This is a genomic window from Thermophilibacter sp., from assembly GCF_966187215.1.
The window spans coordinates 13,342-37,156 of sequence record NZ_CBIFYV010000023.1 but is presented as its reverse complement, the minus strand read 5'-3'; the positions used below and the strand labels follow the sequence as shown (position 1 = coordinate 37,156).

At 60.6% G+C, this 23,815-nt stretch carries 23 protein-coding genes; 20 read left to right on the top strand and 3 right to left on the bottom strand.

Going from position 1 to position 23,815, the window contains the following annotated elements:
* Positions 1-586: 586 nt before the first annotated feature.
* The 12 genes from ACWTSU_RS02465 (at position 587) to ACWTSU_RS02410 (ending at position 13,058) form a co-directional block, all read left to right on the top strand.
* Positions 587-928, top strand: a complete 342-nt coding sequence (locus ACWTSU_RS02465) for a hypothetical protein (protein ID WP_455138294.1) — start codon at positions 587-589, stop codon at positions 926-928.
* A gap of 221 nt (positions 929-1,149) precedes the next feature.
* Positions 1,150-1,677 (top strand): antiterminator LoaP, encoded by a 528-nt coding sequence (gene loaP / locus ACWTSU_RS02460; protein WP_455138293.1) that lies wholly within the window; start codon positions 1,150-1,152, stop codon positions 1,675-1,677.
* Positions 1,649-2,359: a sugar transferase gene (locus ACWTSU_RS02455; RefSeq protein ID WP_455138292.1), complete on the top strand. Its 711-nt coding sequence runs from the start codon at positions 1,649-1,651 to the stop codon at positions 2,357-2,359. Before loaP ends, ACWTSU_RS02455 begins: the two co-directional genes overlap by 29 nt.
* Positions 2,356-3,177: a DUF4422 domain-containing protein gene (locus ACWTSU_RS02450; RefSeq protein WP_455138291.1), complete on the top strand. Its 822-nt coding sequence runs from the start codon at positions 2,356-2,358 to the stop codon at positions 3,175-3,177. The genes ACWTSU_RS02455 and ACWTSU_RS02450 overlap by 4 nt, the downstream gene beginning before the upstream one ends.
* Positions 3,178-4,350 carry a glycosyltransferase family 1 protein gene (locus ACWTSU_RS02445; protein ID WP_455138290.1) on the top strand — a complete coding sequence of 391 codons (1,173 nt, stop codon included), beginning with the start codon at positions 3,178-3,180 and terminating at the stop codon, positions 4,348-4,350.
* 26 nt (positions 4,351-4,376) lie between these two features.
* A complete protein-coding gene (locus tag ACWTSU_RS02440; protein WP_455138289.1) occupies positions 4,377-5,384 on the top strand; it encodes a glycosyltransferase family 2 protein in 1,008 nt (335 codons plus the stop codon).
* A gap of 15 nt (positions 5,385-5,399) precedes the next feature.
* A complete protein-coding gene (locus tag ACWTSU_RS02435; protein WP_455138288.1) occupies positions 5,400-6,590 on the top strand; it encodes an EpsG family protein in 1,191 nt (396 codons plus the stop codon).
* A gap of 42 nt (positions 6,591-6,632) precedes the next feature.
* Positions 6,633-7,574, top strand: coding sequence for a glycosyltransferase family 2 protein (locus ACWTSU_RS02430; protein ID WP_455138287.1), 942 nt, complete (start codon positions 6,633-6,635; stop codon positions 7,572-7,574).
* 55 nt (positions 7,575-7,629) lie between these two features.
* A complete protein-coding gene (locus ACWTSU_RS02425; RefSeq protein WP_455138286.1) occupies positions 7,630-8,724 on the top strand; it encodes a polysaccharide pyruvyl transferase family protein in 1,095 nt (364 codons plus the stop codon).
* Between the two features lie 52 nt (positions 8,725-8,776).
* Positions 8,777-10,522, top strand: coding sequence for a thiamine pyrophosphate-binding protein (locus tag ACWTSU_RS02420; protein WP_455138285.1), 1,746 nt, complete (start codon positions 8,777-8,779; stop codon positions 10,520-10,522).
* A gap of 2 nt (positions 10,523-10,524) precedes the next feature.
* Entirely contained in the window at positions 10,525-11,601 is a 1,077-nt protein-coding gene (locus ACWTSU_RS02415; protein WP_455138284.1) for an NAD(P)H-binding protein, read from the top strand.
* Between the two features lie 8 nt (positions 11,602-11,609).
* Positions 11,610-13,058 carry a lipopolysaccharide biosynthesis protein gene (locus ACWTSU_RS02410; protein WP_455138283.1) on the top strand — a complete coding sequence of 483 codons (1,449 nt, stop codon included), beginning with the start codon at positions 11,610-11,612 and terminating at the stop codon, positions 13,056-13,058.
* Between the two features lie 307 nt (positions 13,059-13,365).
* Here the strand turns inward: ACWTSU_RS02410 and ACWTSU_RS02405 are convergent, their stop codons facing one another.
* Both ACWTSU_RS02405 and ACWTSU_RS02400 read right to left on the bottom strand, forming a co-directional pair.
* Positions 13,366-13,827, bottom strand: a complete 462-nt coding sequence (locus ACWTSU_RS02405) for a DUF4143 domain-containing protein (protein WP_455138282.1) — start codon at positions 13,825-13,827, stop codon at positions 13,366-13,368.
* Positions 13,806-14,663 carry an AAA family ATPase gene (locus ACWTSU_RS02400; RefSeq protein ID WP_455138281.1) on the bottom strand — a complete coding sequence of 286 codons (858 nt, stop codon included), beginning with the start codon at positions 14,661-14,663 and terminating at the stop codon, positions 13,806-13,808. The genes ACWTSU_RS02405 and ACWTSU_RS02400 overlap by 22 nt, the downstream gene beginning before the upstream one ends.
* A 353-nt stretch (positions 14,664-15,016) precedes the next feature.
* Here ACWTSU_RS02400 and ACWTSU_RS02395 point away from each other — a divergent pair, with 353 nt between their 5' ends.
* From ACWTSU_RS02395 to ACWTSU_RS02380, 4 genes are all read left to right on the top strand, one after another.
* Positions 15,017-15,484 carry a Panacea domain-containing protein gene (locus ACWTSU_RS02395; RefSeq protein WP_455138280.1) on the top strand — a complete coding sequence of 156 codons (468 nt, stop codon included), beginning with the start codon at positions 15,017-15,019 and terminating at the stop codon, positions 15,482-15,484.
* A 197-nt stretch (positions 15,485-15,681) separates the two neighbouring features.
* Entirely contained in the window at positions 15,682-16,377 is a 696-nt protein-coding gene (locus ACWTSU_RS02390) for a hypothetical protein (RefSeq protein ID WP_455138279.1), read from the top strand.
* Positions 16,378-16,396: 19 nt separating this feature from the next.
* Complete coding sequence (locus tag ACWTSU_RS02385; RefSeq protein WP_455138278.1) at positions 16,397-17,578, top strand: AAA family ATPase; 1,182 nt, start codon at positions 16,397-16,399, stop codon at positions 17,576-17,578.
* The gene (locus ACWTSU_RS02380; protein WP_455138277.1) at positions 17,571-18,155 is read left to right on the top strand and encodes a hypothetical protein; all 585 of its coding nucleotides are present in this window, start codon (positions 17,571-17,573) and stop codon (positions 18,153-18,155) included. Before ACWTSU_RS02385 ends, ACWTSU_RS02380 begins: the two co-directional genes overlap by 8 nt.
* A gap of 40 nt (positions 18,156-18,195) precedes the next feature.
* On the opposite strand, the gene ACWTSU_RS02375 is transcribed toward ACWTSU_RS02380, so the two are convergent.
* On the bottom strand, positions 18,196-18,936 hold the full coding sequence (locus ACWTSU_RS02375) for a hypothetical protein (RefSeq protein ID WP_455138276.1): 741 nt from the start codon (positions 18,934-18,936) through the stop codon (positions 18,196-18,198).
* Between the two features lie 207 nt (positions 18,937-19,143).
* Here ACWTSU_RS02375 and ACWTSU_RS02370 point away from each other — a divergent pair, with 207 nt between their 5' ends.
* The 4 genes from ACWTSU_RS02370 to gatB all read left to right on the top strand — a co-directional run bounded on the left by ACWTSU_RS02370 (position 19,144) and on the right by gatB (position 23,777).
* Positions 19,144-20,145: a bile acid:sodium symporter family protein gene (locus ACWTSU_RS02370; RefSeq protein WP_455138275.1), complete on the top strand. Its 1,002-nt coding sequence runs from the start codon at positions 19,144-19,146 to the stop codon at positions 20,143-20,145.
* A gap of 304 nt (positions 20,146-20,449) precedes the next feature.
* On the top strand, positions 20,450-20,767 hold the full coding sequence (gene gatC, locus ACWTSU_RS02365; protein ID WP_455138274.1) for an Asp-tRNA(Asn)/Glu-tRNA(Gln) amidotransferase subunit GatC: 318 nt from the start codon (positions 20,450-20,452) through the stop codon (positions 20,765-20,767).
* On the top strand, positions 20,767-22,269 hold the full coding sequence (gene gatA / locus ACWTSU_RS02360) for an Asp-tRNA(Asn)/Glu-tRNA(Gln) amidotransferase subunit GatA (RefSeq protein WP_455138273.1): 1,503 nt from the start codon (positions 20,767-20,769) through the stop codon (positions 22,267-22,269). Before gatC ends, gatA begins: the two co-directional genes overlap by 1 nt.
* Positions 22,266-23,777 carry an Asp-tRNA(Asn)/Glu-tRNA(Gln) amidotransferase subunit GatB gene (gatB, locus tag ACWTSU_RS02355; RefSeq protein ID WP_455138272.1) on the top strand — a complete coding sequence of 504 codons (1,512 nt, stop codon included), beginning with the start codon at positions 22,266-22,268 and terminating at the stop codon, positions 23,775-23,777. Before gatA ends, gatB begins: the two co-directional genes overlap by 4 nt.
* The last annotated feature ends 38 nt before the right edge of the window (positions 23,778-23,815 follow it).

Sequence of the window (23,815 nt, the reverse complement as noted above, 5' to 3'; positions counted from 1 at the left end):
CGCGACGCGTTTTGCGCCGCGGGCCGCGGCCGTTTTCGGCCGTTTTCGGCCCCCGGGTGACGACTATGCACACCCCCGCCGACTATGTACACCCTGCGCCGAGGTGCCATGTACGGCGCCGCAGGTCAGAGAGCGTGCCAGGTCAGGCCGAGCATGGGTGGGGTGTACATAGTCGTCGACGGTGTACATAGTCGGCGCCGGTGCCGCGCCAACGTCGCCCCGCGCGGTGCTTTTGTCCTGTTATATGAGTCGGCGACCCGGGGCTGACTTTTCCCTGAACGCCATATGGGTTAGGATACGAGTGACGGGAGCGTCGGACTATAGGGAGGGGGCTCCGCCATGACACAGCGCCACGCAGCGGAGCGCGTCTCCTCGGTCGCGACCCCGCAATTTGTCGCGGGGGGGGGGCGTCTCAGCTGAGTCCCTCCGGACCGCGCCCGCTCCCTCCGATCTAGCAACATCCCCCACAACTGACACGGACCACCGGTCCTACCTGGTCCTGCGCGCGCCGCGCGGGGCCCGGGCGGCCTGTGCCCGCGCGCTGCGCGCCGGCGCCGCGGACGCCTTCGAGCTCGCGCGCGTCGGCATGCGCCGCGAGGGCGGAACCTGGGTCGCGCGCGCCGAGTCGGTGTGGCCGGGCTACGTGCTGGCCGAGCCGGCGCCCGGCGCGGACCCGGGCGGCCTCGGTGCCGTGGGCGAGCTCACGCCCGCCGAGTCGGCGCTCGTCCGCCGCCTGGGCGGCGCCACGCACGTGGTGCAGGCCTCCCAGGGCCGCATCGTCGGCGGCCGCCTCGTCGTGGACTTCGGCCCGCTCGTGGGCCTGGAGCCCCTTGTCGCAAAAGTCGATCGCCACCGTCGCCTGGCCTGGCTCGAGCCCGAGCCTGGTCGCAGCTTCGCCGTGGGCCTGGAGGTGACGTCCAAGAGCTAGCCGATGCGCCCAGCTGTCTGCGCAGGGCCCACTGGTCAGCGGTCCCTGCGCAGGGAACTGAAGAGCGACCTGCCCGAACATATCTTGCTCCGATGGGGCGGTGCCTGGTGTGGGCCCCGGAGGTGTCAGGAGAGCGAATACGTCTTTCTCGCAAGCCGGTGCCGGATGGGCGGAGCCGTGCGCTTTGTCGCAACGGGCCGGCGGGCAGCAAAGGAGCCGACATGGCGCGTTGGTACGTCGTGCAGGTCGCCACCGGCAAGGAGGCGGCGATGTGCGAGCTCATAGAGCGCGTGGCGCCCGAGGGCGTTCTCGAGGAGTGCTTCACGCCGCGCTACCAGACGCAGAAGAAGGTGCGCGGTGAGTGGATCTACGTGCAGAAGGTACTGTTCCCCGGCTACCTGATAGCCGTGACGGACCGCGTGGACGAGCTCTGGGCTGCGCTGCGCGGCGTGTCCGAGTTCACCCGGCTGCTGAGCGTGGGAGAGGCGTTCGCTCCCCTGAGCGACGAGGACCGCGCCTGGATCAGCGTCTTCACCGAGAGGGGCGCGCGCGTCGTGCCCATGTCGATGGGCGTGATCGAGGGCGACCGCGTGATCGTGACGCAGGGTCCGCTCGTGGGCCGGGAGGCCCTGATCAGGCGCGTGGACCGCAGGCGCTCGATTGCCTACCTGGAGCTCGAGATGTTCGGTCGCACACTGACGACCAAGGTAGGACTGGGGATTGTCGCAAGAAGAAGAGAGCACGCTTAGCGAGAAGGACGCGGCGGGCGAGAGGTTCGTCGCGCCCGCGCCCGACCCGAGCGTGCCCGCGCCCAGGCGCGGCGGGCTGGCCTACCGCGCCGTGAAGCGCGCTTTCGACGTGGTGTTCTCCGGGGCCGTGTGCCTGGTGGGCCTGGTGCCCGCGGCCGTCCTCTGCGCGGTCATCCGCCTGGACTCCCCGGGCCCCGCCATCTTCCGCCAGGAGCGCGTGGGGATGGGCGGCCAGCCGATCCGCATCTACAAGTTCCGCTCCATGTTCGCTGACGCCCACGAGCACCCGGAGCGCTACCTCGACGAGGCCCAGATGGCCCAGTGGGGGCGCGAGCAGAAGGTGGACGGCGACCCGCGCGTGACGCGGGTGGGGCGCGTCCTGCGCCGCACCTCCCTCGACGAGCTGCCCCAGCTCCTGAACGTGCTCAGGGGGGACCTCTCCGTGATAGGGCCGCGCCCGGTGACCGAGGCGGAGACCCGTGAGTTCGGCGACGCCCGCGGCGAGTTCCTCTCGTGCAGGCCCGGCATCACCGGCTGGTGGCAGGTCACCGAGCGAAACGACGCCACCTGGGCCAACGGCCAGCGGCAGCTGCTCGAGCTCTTCTACGTGCGCCACGCGAGCCTCGCGCTCGACGCCCGCATCTTCGTCAGGACCTTCCGTGCCATGGGGAGGGGGAGATGAGCTACGACTTCTCGCGGGGCGGCACCCCGGAGCTGACCATCGCGGTGGCGACCCACAAGCCCTACCGCATGCCGGTGGATCCGATCTACCTGCCCCTGCACGTGGGCACGGCGCTGCACCCCGACGTCTGCCCGGACATGCAGGGAGACGACACCGCGGACTCGATATCGGAGCGGAACCCGTACTACAGCGAGCTCACCGGCCTCTGGTGGCTCTGGAGGAACGTTGAGGCCGATCACAAGGGGCTCGTCCATTACCGGCGCCATCTCGGCAGCCCCGACCGCGCGCGCAGGCGTGCGGAGGACCCCCTCGACCGCGTCGTGACGGGGGAGGAGCTCCTACCATTGCTCGAGCGTCACGGGGTTGTCGTGGCCAGGCGCCGAAGCTACTACATCGAGACCGTTTACGGACACTACGCCCACACCTTCGACGCCCGGCAGTTCGACGAATGTCGGGCCGTGCTGTCCGACTTATCCCCCGAGCACGTCTCCCACTGGGATCGCCTCATGCGCTCCCGTGGGGCGCACATTTTCAACATGTTCGTGATGCGCTCGGACCTGCTGGACGCCTACTGCTCGTGGCTGTTCCCGGTCCTCTTCGAGCTGGAGCGCCGGATCGACCCCGCCTCCTACGACGCCTTCGGCGCCCGCTACCTGGGCAGGGTCTCCGAGCGCCTGCTGGACCCGTGGCTGTGGGCCAACGGGATTACGCCCGCGGAGCTGCCCGTGGTGAGCCCCGAGCCCGTGGACTGGGTCGCCAAGGGCAGGGGGTTCCTGGCGGCCAAGTTCCTCGGCAGGAAGTACGAGAGGAGCTTCTAAATGAAAGGTAGCGTTTTGTCGGCGTCCAAACCGCAGCGCATCCTTCAAGTCCTTCCCGGCGGGCGGTCATACGGTGGCGTTGAGGCTATGCTGTTGAACTACTACCGACATATTGATCGCTCGCAAGTCCAGTTTGACTTCTTAGTTCATTACTCCGAGGAGGGGGCTTGCGATGAAGAAATCCGCAGACTGGGTGGTAAAATATACTATTTAAATGCCAGAAAAAACTGGAATATCGCAGCTTATATTAATGAACTTCGTGAACTGTTCATTAACCATCCTGAATACAAAATAATTCATGGACATATGCCGGGGTTTGCGCCCATCTATTTTAAAGTTGCGGAGAGATGCGGGGTACCGGTGCGTATTGCACACAGCCACGTTACCGGAACCGAGCCAACAGTTAAAGGATTTGTGTTAGATAAGGTAATCAAGCAGATAAAGCATGTTTCAAATGTCCATCTTGCCTGCTCTCGGGCTGCAGGTTCATATATGTTTGGAAATGATTATGCGCTGCTTCCAAATGCAATTGAGACGCAAAGATTTGCATACAATTCAGACGCAAGAGCCAGATTAAGAAAGCAGATTGGTATCGAAGACAGACTTGTTGTGGGTAATATTGGAAGGCTGTCGCCACAGAAGAACCAGCGCTTTTTGATAGAAGTATTTGCTGAGATCAAAAAAAAGTGCCAGAAAGCCGCCCTCCTTATAGCCGGAGCAGGAGAGCTCGAGCATGATCTTCAGAATTATGCAATTACCCTTGGGATGAAAGATTCGGTCTACTTCCTTGGACAAAGGGCTGATGTAGATGAGCTATACAGCGTGTTCGACGTGTTTGTTTTGCCAAGCTTGTTCGAGGGATTTCCGGTGGTTCTCGTCGAAGCACAGGCCAACGGGTGTCCCTGTGTGGCGAGCTCAACAATAACAAATGAGTCCTCTATCTCAAATCTCGTTTCATTTATGTCATTAAATGATGCTCCCGAAAAGTGGGCAAGTTTTATTCTCGAAAAGGCTAGAAGGCGTGACAAAGCACAAATCACATCTGTTGTTCAAAGGGGTTTTGATATATCCAGAACAGCGGGAAAGCTGGCAGCGCTATACAGGCATCTAATTTCGCTTTCCGAGATGGGGCGAGAGCCTAGTTCAGAGGATTGCAATAGTATCTTGTGTTAATAAGAAACGAAAGAAAATCATACCAGATGAACGAGATAGTCTCAATAATTATTCCAGTCTACCAAGTAGAAAAGTATCTAGACGACTGTCTCGAATCAATCATCGGACAGAGTTACGGGGCCCTACAAGTCATACTAATTGACGATGGCTCGATGGATGGAAGTGGAAAAAAATGCGACGAGTGGGCGAAAGCAGACAATCGGATTGAGGTCTATCATCAAAATAATATGGGACTAGCCGCCGCGCGAAATTCGGGCCTGGCCCTCGCGAAAGGTAAGTACATTCTATTTGTTGATTCCGATGATCGAGTTGACAAGACTCTTGTTGAAAAAGCTGTAAAACACATCAACTTAACTGCCTCAGATATTGTGTTTTATAACTATATGTTGCTTGATGATAGAACCGGAAGATTGACTGAACACAAGGAATACTCCGACTTTCCAGCTATTCAGAAGACTTTGCCAGAAAATGCTTTGGGTGACCTTTTTGCTCAGCGTATTCAGAATTACGCATGGATGCATTTAGTGAAAAAAGAGTTATATGACAGAATAGGTTTTCGGTTCCCTGTTGGCCGAACAATGGAAGATATGGCCACGACGTTCTCCGCGATAGGCGCAGCCACTGGAATAGGTTACATAGATGAACCGCTATACTTTTATAGGGTTAGGGGGGGTTCAATATCGAATTCATGGAACTTGACTCTCGCCAATGATGCAGCCATAGCGCTTAGAAAGATGGTTGGCTATACCGAGCATAACTACCCGGCCATGTATGGGGCTTCGGTTAATTATGCAATTAAGTTTATGATCTGGTCCTGGGCGATGCTCCTGCTGGGGTATCCAAAGGGAGCCGAGTCGCTGCGCGAGGAACTGGCAGCACAGACGAATGTAGTCGTTAAGCTGGTGAAAAAAGCGCATTTATCTACTCTAAATATGGAAAATAAGATTAAATATCTTGGTATGAGGACAGGAGCGCTCCGCACCCTACTAATCGTTGCTGGTCGTTTGTCGAGATTGTCGGTGAAACCAGAATAGAGCTGGAGAAGTCCCATGCTATTATATGCTGCTGTATACATCGTAGCCATTTTCTTTGCATTTTGTTCGGATGTCATTGCTGGTACGCTTTCTTTGCCTGTTCGGCTGGGGTTTGTGCAAAGAAAAGTTAGTGGTAATACGGCGCTGTCGTGGGGGATGTTTATAGCCTCAGGCGCAGTCCTATTTTTATTTCGAGGCTTGCGCTGCGGAATTGGAGTAGATTATTTTTATAGCTATGTTCCAAAGTTTAACACCGCATTAGGCGGCCAAGAACTGTGGGGGGAAGCTTTATACAATGCATTTATTGAGCTAGCTGCGGCCATTTCGGGAGATTATAGAGTTTTGTTCATCCTCGACGCTGCGATATCAGTTATTATTTTGTATGCAGCAGTTGCCCTATCAAGGTCATTACGTTGCATATCTGTTGCAGCGTGGTGCTTGGGATATAGCTACATTCGCTCATTTAATATGCAGGCGCAATACATGGCAATCGTGATAGCTATGCTTGGCATAGCTCTATTTCTTTTTTCCAACAAGAGACTCCTTGGGGTACTGATCGTGGTGTTTTCCGCTGGATTTCACCTAGTAAGTGCCGTGTTGATTGTCCCACCTCTGCTTGTTGAATTAATTGATAGGACGAAGAACAAGTCCCGCATATCCCTCGGCGTCTCCCTGCTTCTCCCAATTTGCACGACTGTATTGAGGGGTTATTTACCATTAATACTGCAAGCTATTCTAAGTGGGACTAGATTCGGGTTCTACTTTTATACGAACTATAATACCGACGAAATCTCTGGGTACTTGCTACTCCTTAATTCGGCACTCCTTCTTGCTATGTATTTGGTAATTCTCCATTCAAAGAGGAAGCTAGATGATGTTGCGAGCGCAGCTCTGTTATTTCAGTCGCTTGCCCTATGCTGTTCCATTTTGACGGGCGCCATTCCTCTAGCCTCACGGATAGCCTATTGTTTCATGGCAGTGCATGCACTATTGTTCTGGCCGTTTATTCGCACCGTCTGCGTGGAATCAAAGACTCGTCTTGTATACATTGTCGGAGTAACGGGACTCTTGGCTGCGCTACAGTTTGGATATTTAGCACCTCAGGATACAGATAGGGTTATCCCATATCTCTCTGTATTTGATAGCCAGTCAACTATCCAGTCCGTACAAGAAGAAATATTAAATATTCCAGGGGCGAGAGTCTAGCTTCTGCCTTTGGGTGACTGAAACGCAAGGGAAAACGTAATTGTGGGAGTCGAGTATAAAGACGGAATTAGCGTAATTATCCCAGTTTATAATGGAGAAAAGTTTATTGGACGCTGCTTGGAGAGTCTTGAAGCCCAAGACGTAAAATGTAACTTTGAGATTATTGTCGTAGATAATGCATCGACAGACGGTTCTAGACAAGTTATAGAGCAATTTTCTGAGTTGGATACTCGTATTAAATATATTATGGAGCCAACGAAGGGAGTTTCAGCCGCGAGAAACGCCGGGCTTGATGCAAGCTGCTGCTCTCTCGTTACATTTGTGGACTCGGACGACTATGTGAGTAGTGACTACCTCAGTACGCTTTTAGAGTATCTTGATGACGCGGTGGACTTGGTGGTATCGGAGGCCATTGATGTCGATGAAGACGGATCTGTTCGAAGACTAAATAAAACAAGTCATGTTTTCGACTTTGCCCTTAATGAATCTTATAGTCCTCTAGCTCCATATGGTCACAGTACGGCCTGGGGGGTTCTCTACAGACGAGAGATTGTGGAAGGGATACATTTCAATTCGGACTATACAGTAGGTGAGGATACACTTTTCTATTATGACGCGCTAGAAAAAGCACGATTAGCGCGACACATTCCCTACAGGGGTTATCATTATGTTATACGCGAAGCTTCCGCAGTGCATGACCAAACAGCGGAGCGATATGTATCCGACATCCGCGCTTGGCAAGCAGTTGAGAAGGCTCACTCCCAGAGCGCAATGATGACAAGTATTATTGATGGGTTTACAGTGCAAAGAGCTGCGAGGTGTTATTTATCATATTACGAAGCGTGTAATTGCAGAACGAAATCACTGATTGAAAACCTCCTTAAGAATAGCTGGCTTGATGGTGCCGTCGTGTCCCTGCGTAGGAGACAATTATGGACGTTTAGAGATATCGTGAGGGCACGACTCAGATTGTTAATTCAGTAAGTACGAGCGCACCTGTTCGTCTAATTAATCCCTCTAATTAGTTGGTGGTGTCAATTTGAAAGTTGGAATTCTGACCATTTGCCATACGCTGAACTATGGAGCAGAACTACAGGCATACGCACTAGAGCGCACGATAGAAATGCTTGGCTATGATGTTGAGGTTATTAACTACGAAAATAAGTCAATTATTGATAGGGAATCTGTGCACTTCCCCGCTGTCAAGAAGCTTATTAGACATCCCCTGTCATCGCTGTGCGAAATAATAAGTCTTCCGAAGCGTAAGCAAAGAGAATTAAACTTTAATAGATTTAATAATGAGCATATACGTTTGTCAGCTACGTTTCATAATGCTAGCGAATTTGGAAACATATTCGATACTATAGTTGTGGGAAGCGACCAGGTCTGGAATCTGGAGTGCACGGGCAACGATTTAACGTTCTTTTTGTGCGACGGAATCAATCAGCAAGTGAACAAGGTTTCTTATGCCGCAAGTTTTGGCGGAAGTAGCTTTCCGGCGGCATATTCGAAAGTATGTGGATCTGCGCTTCAGTCGTTCAGCGAGATAAGCGTGCGCGAAGCTACTGGCGCGGGTATCGTAAGTTCATTGTGTGGGCGAGACGCTTCCGTCGTTCTTGATCCTACCCTCCTGCTGGAAAAAAATGAGTGGGAGGCGTTGGCAGACGGTGCGTTTACGGCAGCTGGGGATTACGTTTTCGCTTATATGGTCTCAGAGCGTCAAGAGACTCTTCGCTTCGCAAGAGCTCTGGCCAAAAAAATGAGATGTAAGCTCATTGCTATCGATTGCTATGGATCTCCGCAGCCATTGGATGGGACTGAGTTCAGGCAGGGTGCTGGCCTGGAAGAGTTTATTAGCTTGATAATGGGCGCCAAGGTCGTCGTGACCAGCTCTTTTCATGGCGTCGCTCTCTCCCTTGCTTTGGGCAGCGAGGTCCGTTATTCCCTAGACCACAAGAAGATGAACGCAAACTCAAGGCTTGAAGACATTGCGAGGCTGGCGGGGATTGAGGATCATGAGATCTCCAAGGGTTTTCGCTGTCAGACAATCGATTTTGATGTAGTTAGGAAGCGTCTTGAAAAGAAGCGCGGGGAATCCCGGCGATTCCTTTCTGAGGCACTGCAGCAGATGTGAGTCATTTTTATGACATCATATGCCGCCACTGATATAAGTCAGGATGGATTAGATGAATAATCATTACACATCAGAGCGTAACTTCCAGATGCTCATCGCCCTCATGAGGGCGCACGGGGTCCGTAAGGTGATATGCGATCCGGGGACGACCAACATATCGCTGGTGGCGAGTCTGCAATCTGATTCGTACTTCGAGCTCTACTCCGCAGTCGATGAGCGTTCGGCGGCCTATATGGCTTGCGGCATGGCCGCGGAGTCAGGAGAGCCCGTTGCCATCACCTGTACGGGCGCCACCGCCTCGCGCGATTACATGCCGGGCCTCACGGAGGCCTACTACCGCAAGCTCCCTGTGCTCGCTATCACCGCGATGCAGCACCCGGGCAGGATTGGTCAGCTTGTGCCTCAGGTGATCGACCGGTCGGAGCCACCGCGGGATGTGTGCCGCCTGAGCGTGACGGTGCCCTTTCCCTCATGTGCCGAGGACGAGGCTATGTGCAACAGACGCATCAATGAGGCGCTGCTGGAGCTCACGCGCGACGGCGGCGGCCCGGTGCATGTGAACATAGAGACGAGGTACCCCACTGACTTCTCGGTGAGGGAGCTGCCGCCCGCTCGCGTTATCGAGCGTTACGTCCTCGGTGACGGGCTTCCTGCGGTGCCGGAGGGACGCGTCGCTGTTTTCGTGGGAGCCCATCGGCCCTTTGATGTGGGGGAGACGGCCGCAGTGGAGGCCTTCTGCGACGCATACGGTGCGGTCGTGCTCTGCGACCAGACGAGTAACTACCGCGGTGCTCACAGGGTCCTCGCTCCGCTCGTCTCCAAACAGGATCTTGCGCATCCGGCCTGCTGCCGCCTTGATCTCATCGTTCACATCGGGGAGGTCTCCGGGGCCTACATGGACGTCTCCGCGGGCAGGGTATGGCGTGTTAGCGAGGATGGCGGAATCCGCGACGCGTTCGGTACTCTCACTGACGTGTTTGAGATGCGCGAGCGGGACTTTTTCGAGGTCTACATAGCTGACGTTCCTACGGAGCGTGGTCGGGGCGACGGTCTCATGGGCGAGTGGAGGGAGGCGGACGCCGAGGCACGCTCCAGGATTCCCGAGCTTCCGTTCTCGAACCTGTGGATGGCCAGCCGAGTAGCCCCTGAGCTTCCGGAGGGTTGCGCCCTGCACCTCGGCATCCTCAACACTCTCAGGTCGTGGAACTTCTTCGAGACGCCCGAGTCGGTGACCTGCTGGTCCAACACCGGCGGGTTCGGCATCGACGGCGGTCTCTCAACCGCCCTAGGGGCGGCTCTTGCTTCGCCGGGCAGACTCGTCATTTGTGCGATTGGGGATCTTGCATTCTTCTACGATATGAACGCCATGGGCAACCGGCACCTGCCGGCGAACCTGAGGGTGCTGCTCATCAACAATGGCGTCGGGGCCGAGTTCAGGAACTACTCGCACCTTGCGGCGATGTTCGGAGACGACGCCGACGCTTACATCGCGGCGGCGGGTCACTTCGGCTCCAGGAGTCCTGACTTGGTGCGTCACTACGCGACCGATCTCGGCTGCGAGTACCTCGCGGTAACGGACAAGACCTCCTTCGAAGCAGCGCTGCCGCGCCTTGTTGACCCCGAGCCGCACGACGCGCCGCTGGTCCTCGAGGCCTTCACCGACAGTGCGGACGAGTCGGACGCGCTGAGGCTTATGAGTGGCCTGCTCGCCGATCCAAAGGGGATGGCCAAAGGTGCTGTCAAGAGGGTGCTTGGCGACAGGGGGCTCCGGGCCGTCAAGTCGGTGCTGGGGAGGTAGGAATGGTGGACTCCGTGCGGGGGAGGGCCTTGCTGCTCGGCGGCACTGGGGCCATGGGCTCCCACCTGACGCGTATGCTCGCGCGCGACGGCTGGAATGTCACGGTGACGAGCCGTTCGAATAGGTCTTCAGACAACCCCCGAGTGTCCTACGTCAGGGGTGACGCTCATGATCGGCGCTTCCTTACCGACATGCTCTCCCAGGGCTGGGACGTGGTCGTCGACTTCATGGTCTGGTCGACCGATGCCTTCCGGGGCGTCTGCGACTCCCTGCTCAGCTCGTGCCGACAGTACGTCTTCCTCTCAAGTTACCGTGTCTTTGCCGATTCGCCCGTGATTGACGAACGCTCCCCGAGGCTGCTTGACGTCTCCAACGATGCCGGGTACCTCGCGACCGACGAGTATGCTCTCGCCAAGGCCCGACAGGAGGACTTGCTGAAGACGTCGGAACGGGGGAACTGGACCATCGTCCGCCCAGCGATTACTTACTCTGTCGGTCGCCTGCAACTCTGCACCCTGGAGTGCGGGGATTGGCTCACTTTGGCGCTTGCTGGGCACGCGGTGCCCCTGCCAGCGGAGATGCTCTCGAGGCAGACGACGATGACGTGGGGTGGCGATGTTGCGCTCATGATCTCACGGCTCGTCGAGTCTAAAAGAGCCCTCGGCGAGGACTATGACGTCTGTACCTCTCGACACCAGAGTTGGACGGAGGTCGTCAGGATTTATCGTTCCTTGCTGCCCCTTGAGGTGCGAAAGGTATCGCTGAATGCTTATGAAAGGGCGTGTGGGAGCCCGTGGCAGTGCCGATACGACCGGATGTACAACCGCGTGATGGACAACTCGAAGGTCCTCGCTGCGACGGGACTTACCGAGTCTGACCTTGCTGACCCGGCCGACGGCCTTGCCGCCGCGGCGGTGGATACCTTACGGAGGGGTACCCCTACACCAGCGGGTATGAGGAGGCTGGGTCGCCTCGACCGCCTCGGCGGCGGACTCTTCGGCCCTGCTGCCTACATGCAGGTCGCCAGCGCGTCGTGCACCGGGTACGCTAAGTATCTTGCTGGCAGGCTGATGGGCTAGGAGCGGGGATGGGAAAGTACAGAAACCTCGTCGTCAACACGGCACTCTTCGCCGCGAACGCGGTGGCGACGAAGCTGGTCTCATTCTTCCTTGTCCCGCTCTACACCGCATATATGTCGGCGGGGGAGTACGGCCTCACCGATATGTCGCTCACGGTGATTAGTCTCCTCACACCACTCGTCACGCTGGACGTGGCGGAGGCGGCGGTGCGCTTTATCGTTGGGGACCGGGCGAGGGGCGACCGCTACGCTGCCGTGGCCCTCGGGGTGACGGTCGCCTCGGTCGCGGTGGTGGCCGCGCTCTCGCCGCTGCTCAGCTTTCCCGCCTTCGGCGGGCTGGGCGACTACAGGGGCTGGTTTGTCGCCGCCTACGCAGCGAGCTCCCTTATGACCATGTGCGGTGAGGTCGCCCGCGGCATGGGGGAGGTGAGGCTGATTCCGGTTTGCGCCGGCGCTTCCTCACTCGTGACCCTCGCCTCGGCCGTCCTGCTGATTGCAGCGTCGGACGCGGGTGTCGTCGGCTACTTCGCGTCGGTGACGCTTGGCCCCGCAGTGGCCATCGCAATCTATCTCACGCTTGGAGGACTCGGCACCGCGGTCCTGCGCGGCGCGCGGCAGCTCGCCTCTTCCGCGCGCGACGAGGTTTGGGCGCTCTGCGGGCCCATGCTGCGCTACGCGTTGCCCCTCATTCCCAACTCCCTCTTCTGGTGGCTAGGATCGGGCATCAACCGCCTCTTCATCACTGGGATGCTCGGAATCGCTGCCTCGGGAATGTTCGCCGCGGCATCCAAGGTCCCGAACCTCCTCAACACCGTCTACTCCATCTTCCAGCAGGCCTGGCAGCTCTCGGCCTTCCAGGAGTCGGGGGAGGAGGGGCTCGAGTGCTTCTTCTCCCGCGTCTTCGCGATTGTGCAGGCGGGGATGACGGTGCTGTGCGCAGCGCTCTCCCTTCTCGCGCCTTGGGTCGCAGCGCTGCTCCTAAGGGGCGAGACTTACGACGCCTGGCCGATGATTGCGCCGCTGCTGCTATCAAACCTTTTCAACGTCTTCGCGACGTTCTACGGCACGGTCTACTCCACGACCATGCATACCTCCTTCATCATGAAGACGACGGTGCTGGGCGCGCTCTCCTGCGTGGTGCTGACACCGCTGCTCATCCCCGCCATGGGGACCTACGGGGCCTGCGTGGCCTCGGCGCTTGGGCAGGGCGCCGTCTTCCTCGCCCGCGCCGTAGACTCTAGGAAGTACCTCCGCTTCGACGTGGGCTGGCGATATCTTGTCCCCACCCTGCTCCTGCTTGTCATACAGGCTGTCGTCACTGAGTTACGGCCGGCTTGGTGGCAGGTGGCATCTTTCATCTGCCTTCTTGCCATCATCGCAATCCAAGGGGTGAGGCTACTCGGCGTCCTGCGCTCTGCCGACGGACTCCGGAATCTGCTCGGGCGAGAGAGGGGGTAGTCGTGCCCTCCAAGCAAAGAGACGAGTACTGGGACGCCGTGAAGGGGACCCTCATGCTCCTGGTGGTCTTCGGGCACTTCCTCCAGATCGGTCTCAGTCGGCTCGGGGGGGGGGGTATCCGCTCATAGAGGCGCTTCTGTGCTCAATCTACGTTTTGGTACCGTCAAGATTTTTGCGCACTTTCGGACGGCCCTATAGGCCCGCCTTTCGGTGCGGCCCCTCTTCCGGCAGCGTCACGTCCATGGGCCACGATAACGGAGTTTGAGCACGTGGTGGCAGCTACGTAGGCCTCGAACTTCTCGCCATACTAGGCGCCTAGGAGTGAGGCGGGGATGACCATGGCGGCGTCTTCGCGTGTGTATGAGGGGCTCTCGCGGCTGACGATCACGGCTAGGGATGCAGGCTCGCTGTTTCGTGCGGCCGGGTTCGCGAGTACCTTCCTTCTCAGCGCGAGGAGACTCTTGGCGCCCTCATCCGCCTTGGTGTCGCTCAGCTTGATCTCGATGCCGGCCCATCGTCCGTCGTGCTCCACGATGGCGTCGACCTCGAGCCCGGAGTCGTCTCTGTAGTACGAGAGGGAGTTTCCCAGCCCGCCGTAGGTGGATAGGAAGACTCGCAGGTCACGGATGACGAGGTTTTCGAAGAGCGTCCCGAGCGTCTGCGTGTCTTGCAGAAGCCTGTCGGGCGTCGCTTCCAGAAGCGCTGCCGCAATTGAGGGGTCGCAGAAGTAGCGCTTCGGCTTGACCCTCACACGGGCCTTCGAACGCATGGGGGGGCTCCCAGCCTCTCAGGTTGTCGACGAGCTTGAGGCGCTCGAGGAGCTCGATGTAGCTCGCGATGGTGTCGACGTCGGGGGGCCCTGCTTCCGGCAGACATGTCCCTTGCGAGTGTCTTGTACGTTACCGCCTGGCTCTCGTTGAGGGCCAACGCTTGCATGAGAGATAGTGCCGTCTCCGGCGAGCGCCCCTCGTCGATGACGTTTATGTCGAGGACGGACTGCGCGTATTGTCCCGCGGTTTCGATGGCTATTTCGTCAGGGAGCCCGAGGTTGGCGGGCCATCCACCCCTGCAACACCACCTCACGACGTCACGGATTTCCGTCTCGCGCCTAAGACACGGCAGCGGGGCTCCGTTAAAGAGGCTTCTCAGCGAGATTTTGGCGGAGGACACCCCACTTTCGCATAGAGCCATGGTGCGCATGGGGAGTCGTGCGATTCGCCCGGCCCCCGAGTGGCGCACCCTGTCTCTCATTGACTTCTTGAGCGACGTCGAGCCGGTGAGCAGCAGGAGCCCGCGCTTGTTGCCCGAGTCGTCAACGTGGCGCCGCACGGCGTCCCATACTTCCGGAATCTCTTGCCATTCGTCGACCAGGTGGGGAGGCTCGCCTACGAGCGCGAGCGCGGGACCCGTCTCCACCGCCTCCCGTTCCGCTGGGCTGTCAAGCTTGGTGACGCTTGCGGAGCGTGCCGGGGCGGTCCAGGTCTTCCCGCACCATTTTGGTCCGGTTATCTCAACGCAGCCGAACGCTTGCAGGAGTGTGTCGAGCCGACCCTCGATGAGGCGGGGGACGTATCCGTCTGGAGTCAGGGTCTGTCCCGATGGCATGGAATCCTCCCTCGCGCTGCGCAAGCTGCAGTATACCGCATACATTCGGCAAAATACTGACTTGTCGTTCGGTAAATTACGAATCTTGTGTTCGGTAAAATACGAATTCTATGGTCGGGAGAACGCGGACTTGTTCTTGTTGGGAGAGCTTGATGGGGCTCCGTTGGATGGAATCTACCGTGCAAACAGGGCATCCCACGCTAACCGACTGCAGAAAAAGAGTGGCTGTTAAGAAGCGTGGGCACCAATTGGCAATGACTTCTTGCCAACTTTCCTTATGGCGTGAACATACTTTTCAATGGAGATGATGGGGTAGATTACAAGTGATTTTGGACACATGAGCTGAGGGGAGCATGGCGGACGTACTGTCTGTTGCCGAGTACATCCTGAGCAAGACTGGGTATGTCTCGACCATGAAGCTGCAGAAGCTGGCGTTCTGCAGCAATGCCCTTTCACTCGTGAACGACGGAGTGCCCCTCTTTCCTGAACGATTCCAGGCTTGGGCAAACGGCCCTGTGTGTCGAGAACTGTTTCAAGCCCATCGCGGCAAGTTCATCATTGGCCCGGGGGAGCTAAAGACCCCTTCTGTCGTCTCGAAAATTGATGCCCATGCTCGTGTGCGCGTGGACAAGACGGTGTGCGTGCTTGGCGATTATGACGGCAATGATTTGAGTGAGCTGACTCACAAGGAGGCGCCTTGGCGTGACGCCCGCCGGGGTTGCGAGGAAAACGAGCGGTGCGATGCCGTTATATCAAACGAGGCTATCCGCGCGTTCTACTCCTCCGCGGAGTGCGCGAATCCGTTGTTTTCGGCTACGTAGCCACGGGCCCTCTTTCGAAGGATCAGGTGAAGAAGGCCAGCCGTATCCTTGTTAATGAGGATATGGCCGAGCCCGAGCGAACGTGGACACGCGAGATTGTCGTTTGCTGGGGCAACCTACACGGTGAACGGTGAGCATTGCTGCTGAGGCGAGCTACAACTGGACAACGGCTTATACCGTTTGGAGGGAGGGGCACGATGGAGCTCTTTGAGTCGCTTGGCAATCATCTGAGCTATGAGGATGTGCTGCAATGTGACGGTGCCTTTGCGGCGGCTCATATCAACTATGGGAAATCTCCCGAGTTTGTCGGAGACAGCTCGATAAGCCTGGCCCAAAGTTCGAGGCGGGGGAGCATATCGTCTGAGGATGAGGTTGCTGATGTGCTCGCCACGCTTAGGGCGTTTGATGGGACAGAGAGTGGGCTCAAGAGGCCGGACCGACTCGAGTTGTGGAAGAGCTACTGGCTCGAGTACGTCAACGCGTTCGACCGGCTTGTTGTCGTTCTTCCAAGATCGGTTGTCACTTCCTATGTGGGGAGGCATGCAATAGAGCTTGGACTGAAATACAACCTCCTGGTTTTGGGCTATGAGCTTCCTGTCAGCCATAAACTTGATGAATTGATTCAAAGATTGATAGAGAAGTGCCCGTCAAAGGCCCGATACATGAAGTGGGTTCCGGAGTTCCTGGAAAGCTACTCCAAGTTCATAGAGGGACGCAACGTTGAGTACTTCAGGTACCCAGACTATAAGGGTGGTAAGTTTTTTGCAGGAAACAGGTTGGATTTAGAGTGGCTCCACTACAACTTTGCACTCGTGCTTTTGAAGCTCATTCATCTTGCGGGTTTGGATGATGAAGCTAAAGCTGTACACTATAAACAAGAGTCCTGTTTATAGTGAGCTGAGAGGTGCTCCGATGAGGCTGCTCAAGTTGGCGATATCTGGTGACTCCCTATTTGCGGGCTCCCGCATGGAGATGGACTTCTATGCGTCAGATCGCGTCACGTCAAAGGGTGATGGCCCCGTTGAGGTCACGCGTGTTGGCGACTGCGAACACATTTACTCGCTCAATATCGTTGGAATCGGCGGGGTAAACGCGTCGGGTAAGACGACTACGCTCAAGCTCCTCATTCTGGCGCTCTCAGCCTTGCAGGGAAACTACATTGCGCGTGGAGTTGGTCCAGAGATCGCGGCGATTCCGGCAAAACTCGGCGGGGACTTCTCCATTGAGGCAATCTTCTGGCATGAGGGCGAGCTCTACTACCTGAAGTCCGACCTTTCGGCGGTCAGGCTTGCTGATGCCTCTCAGGTTGTCGTTGTATTCCGTGATGAATCCCTCTGGAAGTTTGTCGGGAAACGTCTCCCGAAGAAGATCCTCGCCAGCTTTTCCGATTTTCTCAATGAATGCGAGCTTGTCTGTACGAGGAGGGGCGACCGCGCGGTTCCGCCCGAGATCCTGCGAGCTCTGGGAGACGGTGTCAGCATCGTCCGGACTATAACGGGGAATACCTCTGTCCCTCGCGTTCCGGACGGGCGGCTGGGGGAGGGCACACTTCCGTCTTCCGTTGTGCGCGTGTTTGACCCAAGCGTGGACTATCTCATCTGGGATGACGAGGCAGACGTCTTTCGCCTGAAGTTCCGAGACGAGCCAGAGCGCTCCGTGAGCAGATCAGCGGCCGAGACCGTGCTCTCTTCTGGTACGATCTCCGGGACCGAGCTGGTCATGAACGCTGTTGATGCGCTCCGCGAGGGCGGCTACCTTCTCGTCGACGAGATTGAAAACAGTTTGAACAAGACGTTGGTCGCAAGCGTCATGAGCCTGTTCTCCTCTCCCGTGACCAACCCTCGGGGCGCCCTGCTGGTTTTTACGACTCACTATCCGGAGCTATTGGATGAGCTTGAGCGCAAGGACAATCTGTATCTTCTTGTGAGAGGAGAAGACTGCAGATCGCAGGTGGTCAAGTACTCAGACCGAATCGATAGAATCGAGAACAAGAAGAGCGAGGTGCTGCTCTCCAATCTTATTCACGGATCGACCCCCTCCTATCCGCTCGTTCGCGACATGCGCGAATTTGTGAGGAAGAGCGTCGATGGATAGGGAAGAACTGAGGTGGCACCTTGCCAACCGCTATGTCCTCATCAGCTGTGAGGGCTCCGACGAGCGGGTGATCGTGCGCAGGCTGATTGATGCCGGGAGGCTCGTGGTTCCGCGAGACCATCTCATCGAGGATGAATGGGCGGGTACTCCCTATACCATGACTCGTTCTGCAAGGGACATAGCGGCAAAGTTCCTCCGGTACGACTATCCCTCGCCAAATGGGGACGGTCAGATCGTCGTGGCACGCGTTACCGACAAAGAGCCGAAGAAGGGGAAAGCTGACAAGGCCTTGGCTGGGCGCGCTATCCCAATTGATTTCATAACACGCCCGGAGATCGAGACACTCGTGGTGATTGCCGAGGGAGCTCAACAGAAATGGGAACGGGCACGGTCTAGGAACCGGCAGCTTAAGATCAGCGAGTTCTGCAAGGGCGAGCTGGGGCTCCCGGACGTGAAGAAGGAGACGTTCCTCGTCGAGTATTGGTCTGACGTTGACAAGCTGGTCAGATGCATCCGCGAGTATCACAGCGGAACGCCCCACCCGCACTACTTTGACTTGTCGGATTTAATCGCGTAGCCAGGCTGTTGGGAAGGGAGGCTCGCCGCACGGCTCGAGGTCAGTGGCAGTTCTTGCAGGGCTCATAGCCCTGCGCCTCCGCCTCGGAGAGCGAGATGGGAATCTTGCTCTTCCTGAGGCTGCTGCACCAGCTCTCGTGGTACTTCTCGCCGGTTCTGGTGATGTAGACGGTCCGCTCGTTGGTTTGGCTCGGGGCTGCCGCCTCGGCGCGCTGGCGCTCGGCCTCCGCCTCCGCCTGAGCACGTGCCTGTGCCTCGGCTTCCGCCTGCGCGCGGGCTTGCGCCTCGGCCTCGGCCTGCGCGCGGGCCGCCTCCTCCGCCGCGCGCTGGTCGGCGAGGGCCTTGGTCGCCTCGTCGTCCACCTGGACGTCAAGCGAGACGGTCTGGTCGTGCGTCCCGTCAAACTCGACGGTTGACTCCGCCTCGGCGTAGACGGTCTCCCCTACGGTGCGACCCGCTATGACGAAGGTGTAGGAGCCGGGCCCGTAGTTCAGGTCGAGCGGCTCGCCGGGGCTGACGGTGATGGTGGCGTTGATCTTCTCGCCGTCGTCGGGAGTGTCCGTCACGTCAACGGAGAGGGGCCCGTCCGCTGCCGCCTCGTCGTCGGCGCTGACCAGGAGCGAGAGCTTTCCCTGCTCGACGGACTCCACCGCCGGCTCGGGCGAGGGCGGCTCGTCGCCTTCCGAGGAACTGCAGGAAAGAAGCGGCGTGGGCAGGACAAAAAGCAGCACGAGGAGGAGAAGAATCGTGCGCACCGATCCGCGACGCTTCGCTTGTGCCATGGCGACCGCCCCCTTGCCTTGTCATCCTTTCAGCAATCTTACCGCTGGCTTTCAGATAGCTTCCCGTAGGCTGCCCGGGCGGCTCCTCCGCTCGGCGACCGGCGCCTCCGGGGCAGAAGCGGGCCACGTGTCCGCCGCGTTACGCGTGCGCGCGAACCTCTCGCCCGGGGCGTACGATGGCGCCGATCCGGGAGGGGGAGGCGGCTCATGATGGACGCGTGGAAGCGGCTCGGGAGCTTCATCGGGAGCCACATGGTGTTCGTGTCGCCCACGTGCGTGGCGCTCGGCGTGCTCTTCCCCGACCAGCTCGTCCTGCTCAAGCCCGCCGTCATCGGGCTCTTCGCCTTCATGACGTTCCAGAACTCGCTCACCAACACCTTCGGCAACCTCGCCCGCGTGCTGCGCCATCCCGCCCCGATGCTCGTCGCGCTCGCCGTGGCCACCGTGGCCATGCCCACGCTCGCGTGCCTGCTCGGCAACCTGCTCTTTGGCTCGGACCCCGACCTCGTCTGCGGGCTGGTGCTCGAATACAGCGTGCCCGTGGCGGTGGTCTCGTCGATGTGGATCAACATGTTCTGCGGCGACATCGCACTGGGCCTGGCCACGATTCTGGTGTCCACGCTGATCGCGCCGGTCACGATCCCGCTCACGCTGCAGACGCTGCTGGGGCAGACCGTGCGCGTGGACGCGCTGGGCATGATGGGCGAGATGCTGGTCTCGGTGGCGCTGCCGGCGCTTCTGGGCACGCTCGCCAACGACCTCACCCACGGGCGGGCGGGTCGCGAGCTCTCGCCGGTCATCGCGCCGGCGGCCAAGATCGCGCTCGTGCTGGTGATCCTGGCCAACTCCACGGGCGTGGCGCCCTACGTGCGCAACCTCACGCCGCAGCTCGTGGGGGTGGCGGCCTTTGTGTGCGTCTTCGCGGCCTCGGGCTACGGCTGGGGGCTGCTGATCTCCCGCGTCTGGCGCCGCCCCCGCGCGCAGGAGGTGTCGCTCACCTATCTGTGCGGCATGCGCAACATCTCGGCCGGGGCGGTGCTCGCGGGGGAGTACTTCCCGGGCGAGGCGATGTTCCCGGTGGTGATCGGGACGCTCTTCCAGCAGGTGCTCGCGGCGGCCTTCGGCGCGCTCATGCGCCGGCTCGACGCGCCGCGCGCGGAGGCCGGGGCCCCGGACGGCAAACCTTACGAAAGCGCAAGCCGGGCGTAAGCCGCCCCCATGGCTCGTGCGGCCGCTGCCTGCGACGATGTGATCGTCAGGAAGCCGTCCGTCAGGAGGTAGCCATGGGAAAGATCGCCTTCATCGCCGCCGTCGTGCTCGTTGGCCTGGCCGTCATCCTCGACGACGGCCGCCCGCGCCGGAGCCGTCGCGCCCGCTGAGCGCGGCTGCCGTCCCGCCCCTCCGCCCCGGGCGCCCGGCGCGCATTGTTGCGGCCGCGTCTCCCGCGCGCCCGCCCCGCGCCGGGCCGTCCGGCCCCTGTCGTAGAATGGCCCCATCAACGACAGGAGGTTCCATGCCGCTCACCAGAGAAGAGGTGGCGGGCATCGCGGACTACGCGCGCATCGCCCTCACCGACGCCGAGCTCGATGAGATGACCACGTACATGAACGAGGCCGTCGAGCTTCTCGACCCCATCCGCCAGTACGACCTCGAGGGCGTGGAGCCCACGTTCCATCCCATCGGGGACCTCTCCAACGTCATGGGCGCGGACGTCCCGGACGCCACGGTGCGCGCGCTGCCCGTCGACGTGGCGCTCTCCAACGCCGGCTCCAGCCGCGACCGCAGCTTCCGCGTGCCGTCCATCCTCGGCGACCAGGGGGGTGACCGCTGATGGCAGCCTCCCTCGACCAGCTCTCCGCGCGCGAGGTCGCGGCCGGCGTCGCGGCCGGCGACTTCACGGCCGTCGAGGTCGCGCGCGCCGCGCTCGACGCCGTTGAGGCCCGCGACGGCGAGGTCCAGGCGTTCCTCCAGGTCTCGGCCGACCTCGCGCTCGAGGCCGCCGCGGCCACCGACGCGCGCCGCGCGGCCGGCGAGAAGCTCGGGCCGCTCGCCGGCGTGCCCGTGGCCTTCAAGGACAACATGAACCTCGTGGGCACGCGCACCACCTGCGCCTCGAGGATGCTCGCCAACTACGAGAGCCCCTACACCGCCACCTGCGTCCAGCGCCTGCTCGACGCCGGCGCCACGCCGGTGGGCAAGACCAACATGGACGAGTTCGCGTTCGGCAGCTCCACCGAGAGCTCGGCCTTCCACCCCACGCGCAACCCCTGGGACACCGCGCGCGTCCCCGGCGGCAGCTCGGGCGGGTCGGCCGCGGCCGTCGCGGCCGGCGAGGTCACCGTGGCGCTGGGCTCGGACACCGGCGGCTCCATCCGCCAGCCGGCGAGCCTCTGCGGCGTGGTGGGCCTGAAGCCCACCTACGGCGCCGTGAGCCGCTACGGCGTGGTGGCCTTCGGCAGCTCGCTCGACCAGGTCGGCCCGTTCGGCCGGCGCGTTGAGGACGTGGCGTTGGCCATGAACGCGCTCGTCGCCGCCGGCCGCGACCCGTACGACTCCACCTCCCAGGACTGCCCCGTGGACTTCCTCGAACACCTCGACGACCCAATCGAGGGCCGCGCCGTGGGCGTGGTGCCCGCGCTCATGGAGGCCGCCGGCCTCACGCAGGAGGTGCGCGACGCGGTCGACGCGGCCGCCCGCGCGCTGGAGGACCAGGGCGCACGCATCGTGGAGGTTGATCTCCCCAACATCGCCTCGGCCATCGCGGCCTACTACGTGATCGCGCCCTGCGAGGCCTTCTCCAACCTGGCGCGCTTCGACGGCGTGCGCTACGGCTACCAGGAGCCGGGCTGCGCCACCCTGGCCGAGCAGACCGCGCTCTCCCGCGCGCACGGCTTCGGCGAGGAGGCCAAGCGCCGCCAGATGCTGGGCGCCTACCTGCTCTCGAGCGGCGTCTACGACGAGTACTACTACCCGGCGCAGCAGGTCCGCACCCTCATCACCGAGGACTACCGCCGCGCCTACGAGTCCTGCGACGTCATCCTCATGCCCGCGGCGCCGCGCACGGCGTTCCGCTTCGGCGAGATGAGCGACCCCACGCAGATGTACGCCTCGGACATGTTCACGATCTCCAACAACATCGCCGGCAACGGTGGCATCTCGGTGCCGCTGGGGCTGGGCGCCGCCACCGGCCTGCCCGTCTCGGCGCAGCTGCAGGGTCCCGCGTTCAGGGACCGCACGCTGCTCACGTTCGCGCGCGCGATCGAGCGGGCCTTCGCGCCCGAGGGGGCGCCCGTCGCGCCCGACTTCGCCGGGAAGGGGGGCGATCTGGCATGAAGAAGCTCGCCGAGGTCCTGCGGGACTGGGAGGCCGTGATCGGCCTGGAGGTCCACACCGAGCTCACCACGCTCGAGACCAAGATGTTCTGCGACTGCCGCCTCTCCCACGACGACCCGCCCAACACCAACGTCTGCCCGGTCTGCCTGGGCATGCCGGGCGCGCTGCCGGTGCCCAACGAGAAGGCCATCGAGTCGATCGTGATGGCGGGCCTGGCCACCAACTGTGAGATCCAGCGCCACTCGATGTTCTACCGCAAGCACTACTTCTATCCCGACATGGCCAAGAACTTCCAGACCACGCAGGGACCCGTGGCGTTCTGCATGCACGGCCACCTGGACCTGGAGGTCTCCGGCGAGGGCGCGCGCGAGCGCCCCGACGGCTCGGGCGTCGAGAAGGCCGCGGACGGCTCCTACGTGGCGCCCATCCGGATCCTGCGCATCCACATGGAGGAGGACGCGGCCAAGATGGTCCACGTGGGCGGCGAGGAGGGCCGCATCACGGCGGCCACCGAGTCGCTCATCGACTACAACCGCTGCGGGACGCCGCTGATCGAGCTCGTGACCGAGCCCGACCTGCGCACGCCCGAGGAGGCGCGCCTGTTCATGGAGAAGCTGCGCGAGACCTTCCTCACGCTCGGCATCTCCGACTGCTCGCTCGAGAGCGGCTCGATGCGCTGTGACGGCAACGTGAGCCTGCGCCGCCGCGGCGAGACGCGCCTCGGCACCAAGACCGAGATGAAGAACATCAACTCGTTCAAGAGCCTGCATGACGCCCTGGAGTACGAGATCTGCCGCCAGGCCGAGGTGCTCGAGGAGGGCGGCATCGTCTACCAGGAGACGCGCCACTGGGAGCCGAGCCGCCGGCGCACCGTGGTCATGCGCGTCAAGGAGATGGCCGACGACTACCGCCTCTTCCCCGACCCCGACCTCGCGCCGTTCGACCTCACCGACGAGTTCGTCGAGCGCTGCCGCGCACGCATCCCCGAGCTGCCCGACGCCAAGCGCGAGCGCTACATGGCCGACTACGGCCTCAAGCGCAAGGACGCCGCGCAGCTCGCCGGCGACCCGGCCGTGGCCGCCTTCTTCGAGGAGGCGCTCGAGGGCGTGGGCGAGAAGGTCGTGGGCACGCTGGCCAACGTGATGGTCAACCTCGTGCCGAGCTTCCCGGGGCTCACCGTGGCGCAGGTCCGCGGCATCTCGGGGCTTCTCGCCGAGGACGCGATCACGTTCGCGCAGGCCCGCGAGGTGCTCGAGGCCGTCTGCGGGACCGACGAGGACCCGGTGGCCTACGTGGACGCCCACGGCATGCGCCAGTCCACCGACGAGGGCGCGCTCGCGGCCATCGTTGACGAGGTGCTCGGCCGCTGCACGGACCAGGTCCAGCAGTACCGCGACGGCAACAAGAAGGTGCTCGGCTTCTTGGTGGGCCAGTGCATGAAGGCTGCCAAGGGGTCGGGCAACCCCAAGGCGTTCAACCGCATGCTCGCGGAGCGCCTGGAGGCGTAGGCCGCGCCGCGAAGACGCTCGAGGGACGCCCGGGTGGC

What these genes read in the sequence shown, in the direction of transcription:
- ACWTSU_RS02465 (WP_455138294.1), top strand. Translation starts at nt 587, where the DNA reads ATGCGCCGCGAGGGCGGAACCTGGGTCGCGCGCGCCGAGTCGGTGTGG.
- loaP (WP_455138293.1), top strand. Translation starts at nt 1,150, where the DNA reads ATGGCGCGTTGGTACGTCGTGCAGGTCGCCACCGGCAAGGAGGCGGCG.
- ACWTSU_RS02450 (WP_455138291.1), top strand. Translation starts at nt 2,356, where the DNA reads ATGAGCTACGACTTCTCGCGGGGCGGCACCCCGGAGCTGACCATCGCG.
- ACWTSU_RS02445 (WP_455138290.1), top strand. Translation starts at nt 3,178, where the DNA reads ATGAAAGGTAGCGTTTTGTCGGCGTCCAAACCGCAGCGCATCCTTCAA.
- ACWTSU_RS02440 (WP_455138289.1), top strand. Translation starts at nt 4,377, where the DNA reads ATGAACGAGATAGTCTCAATAATTATTCCAGTCTACCAAGTAGAAAAG.
- ACWTSU_RS02435 (WP_455138288.1), top strand. Translation starts at nt 5,400, where the DNA reads ATGCTATTATATGCTGCTGTATACATCGTAGCCATTTTCTTTGCATTT.
- ACWTSU_RS02420 (WP_455138285.1), top strand. Translation starts at nt 8,777, where the DNA reads ATGAATAATCATTACACATCAGAGCGTAACTTCCAGATGCTCATCGCC.
- ACWTSU_RS02415 (WP_455138284.1), top strand. Translation starts at nt 10,525, where the DNA reads ATGGTGGACTCCGTGCGGGGGAGGGCCTTGCTGCTCGGCGGCACTGGG.
- ACWTSU_RS02410 (WP_455138283.1), top strand. Translation starts at nt 11,610, where the DNA reads ATGGGAAAGTACAGAAACCTCGTCGTCAACACGGCACTCTTCGCCGCG.
- ACWTSU_RS02405 (WP_455138282.1), bottom strand. Translation starts at nt 13,827, where the DNA reads ATGCGTTCGAAGGCCCGTGTGAGGGTCAAGCCGAAGCGCTACTTCTGC.
- ACWTSU_RS02400 (WP_455138281.1), bottom strand. Translation starts at nt 14,663, where the DNA reads ATGCCATCGGGACAGACCCTGACTCCAGACGGATACGTCCCCCGCCTC.
- ACWTSU_RS02395 (WP_455138280.1), top strand. Translation starts at nt 15,017, where the DNA reads ATGGCGGACGTACTGTCTGTTGCCGAGTACATCCTGAGCAAGACTGGG.
- ACWTSU_RS02390 (WP_455138279.1), top strand. Translation starts at nt 15,682, where the DNA reads ATGGAGCTCTTTGAGTCGCTTGGCAATCATCTGAGCTATGAGGATGTG.
- ACWTSU_RS02385 (WP_455138278.1), top strand. Translation starts at nt 16,397, where the DNA reads ATGAGGCTGCTCAAGTTGGCGATATCTGGTGACTCCCTATTTGCGGGC.
- ACWTSU_RS02380 (WP_455138277.1), top strand. Translation starts at nt 17,571, where the DNA reads ATGGATAGGGAAGAACTGAGGTGGCACCTTGCCAACCGCTATGTCCTC.
- ACWTSU_RS02375 (WP_455138276.1), bottom strand. Translation starts at nt 18,936, where the DNA reads ATGGCACAAGCGAAGCGTCGCGGATCGGTGCGCACGATTCTTCTCCTC.
- ACWTSU_RS02370 (WP_455138275.1), top strand. Translation starts at nt 19,144, where the DNA reads ATGATGGACGCGTGGAAGCGGCTCGGGAGCTTCATCGGGAGCCACATG.
- gatC (WP_455138274.1), top strand. Translation starts at nt 20,450, where the DNA reads ATGCCGCTCACCAGAGAAGAGGTGGCGGGCATCGCGGACTACGCGCGC.
- gatA (WP_455138273.1), top strand. Translation starts at nt 20,767, where the DNA reads ATGGCAGCCTCCCTCGACCAGCTCTCCGCGCGCGAGGTCGCGGCCGGC.
- gatB (WP_455138272.1), top strand. Translation starts at nt 22,266, where the DNA reads ATGAAGAAGCTCGCCGAGGTCCTGCGGGACTGGGAGGCCGTGATCGGC.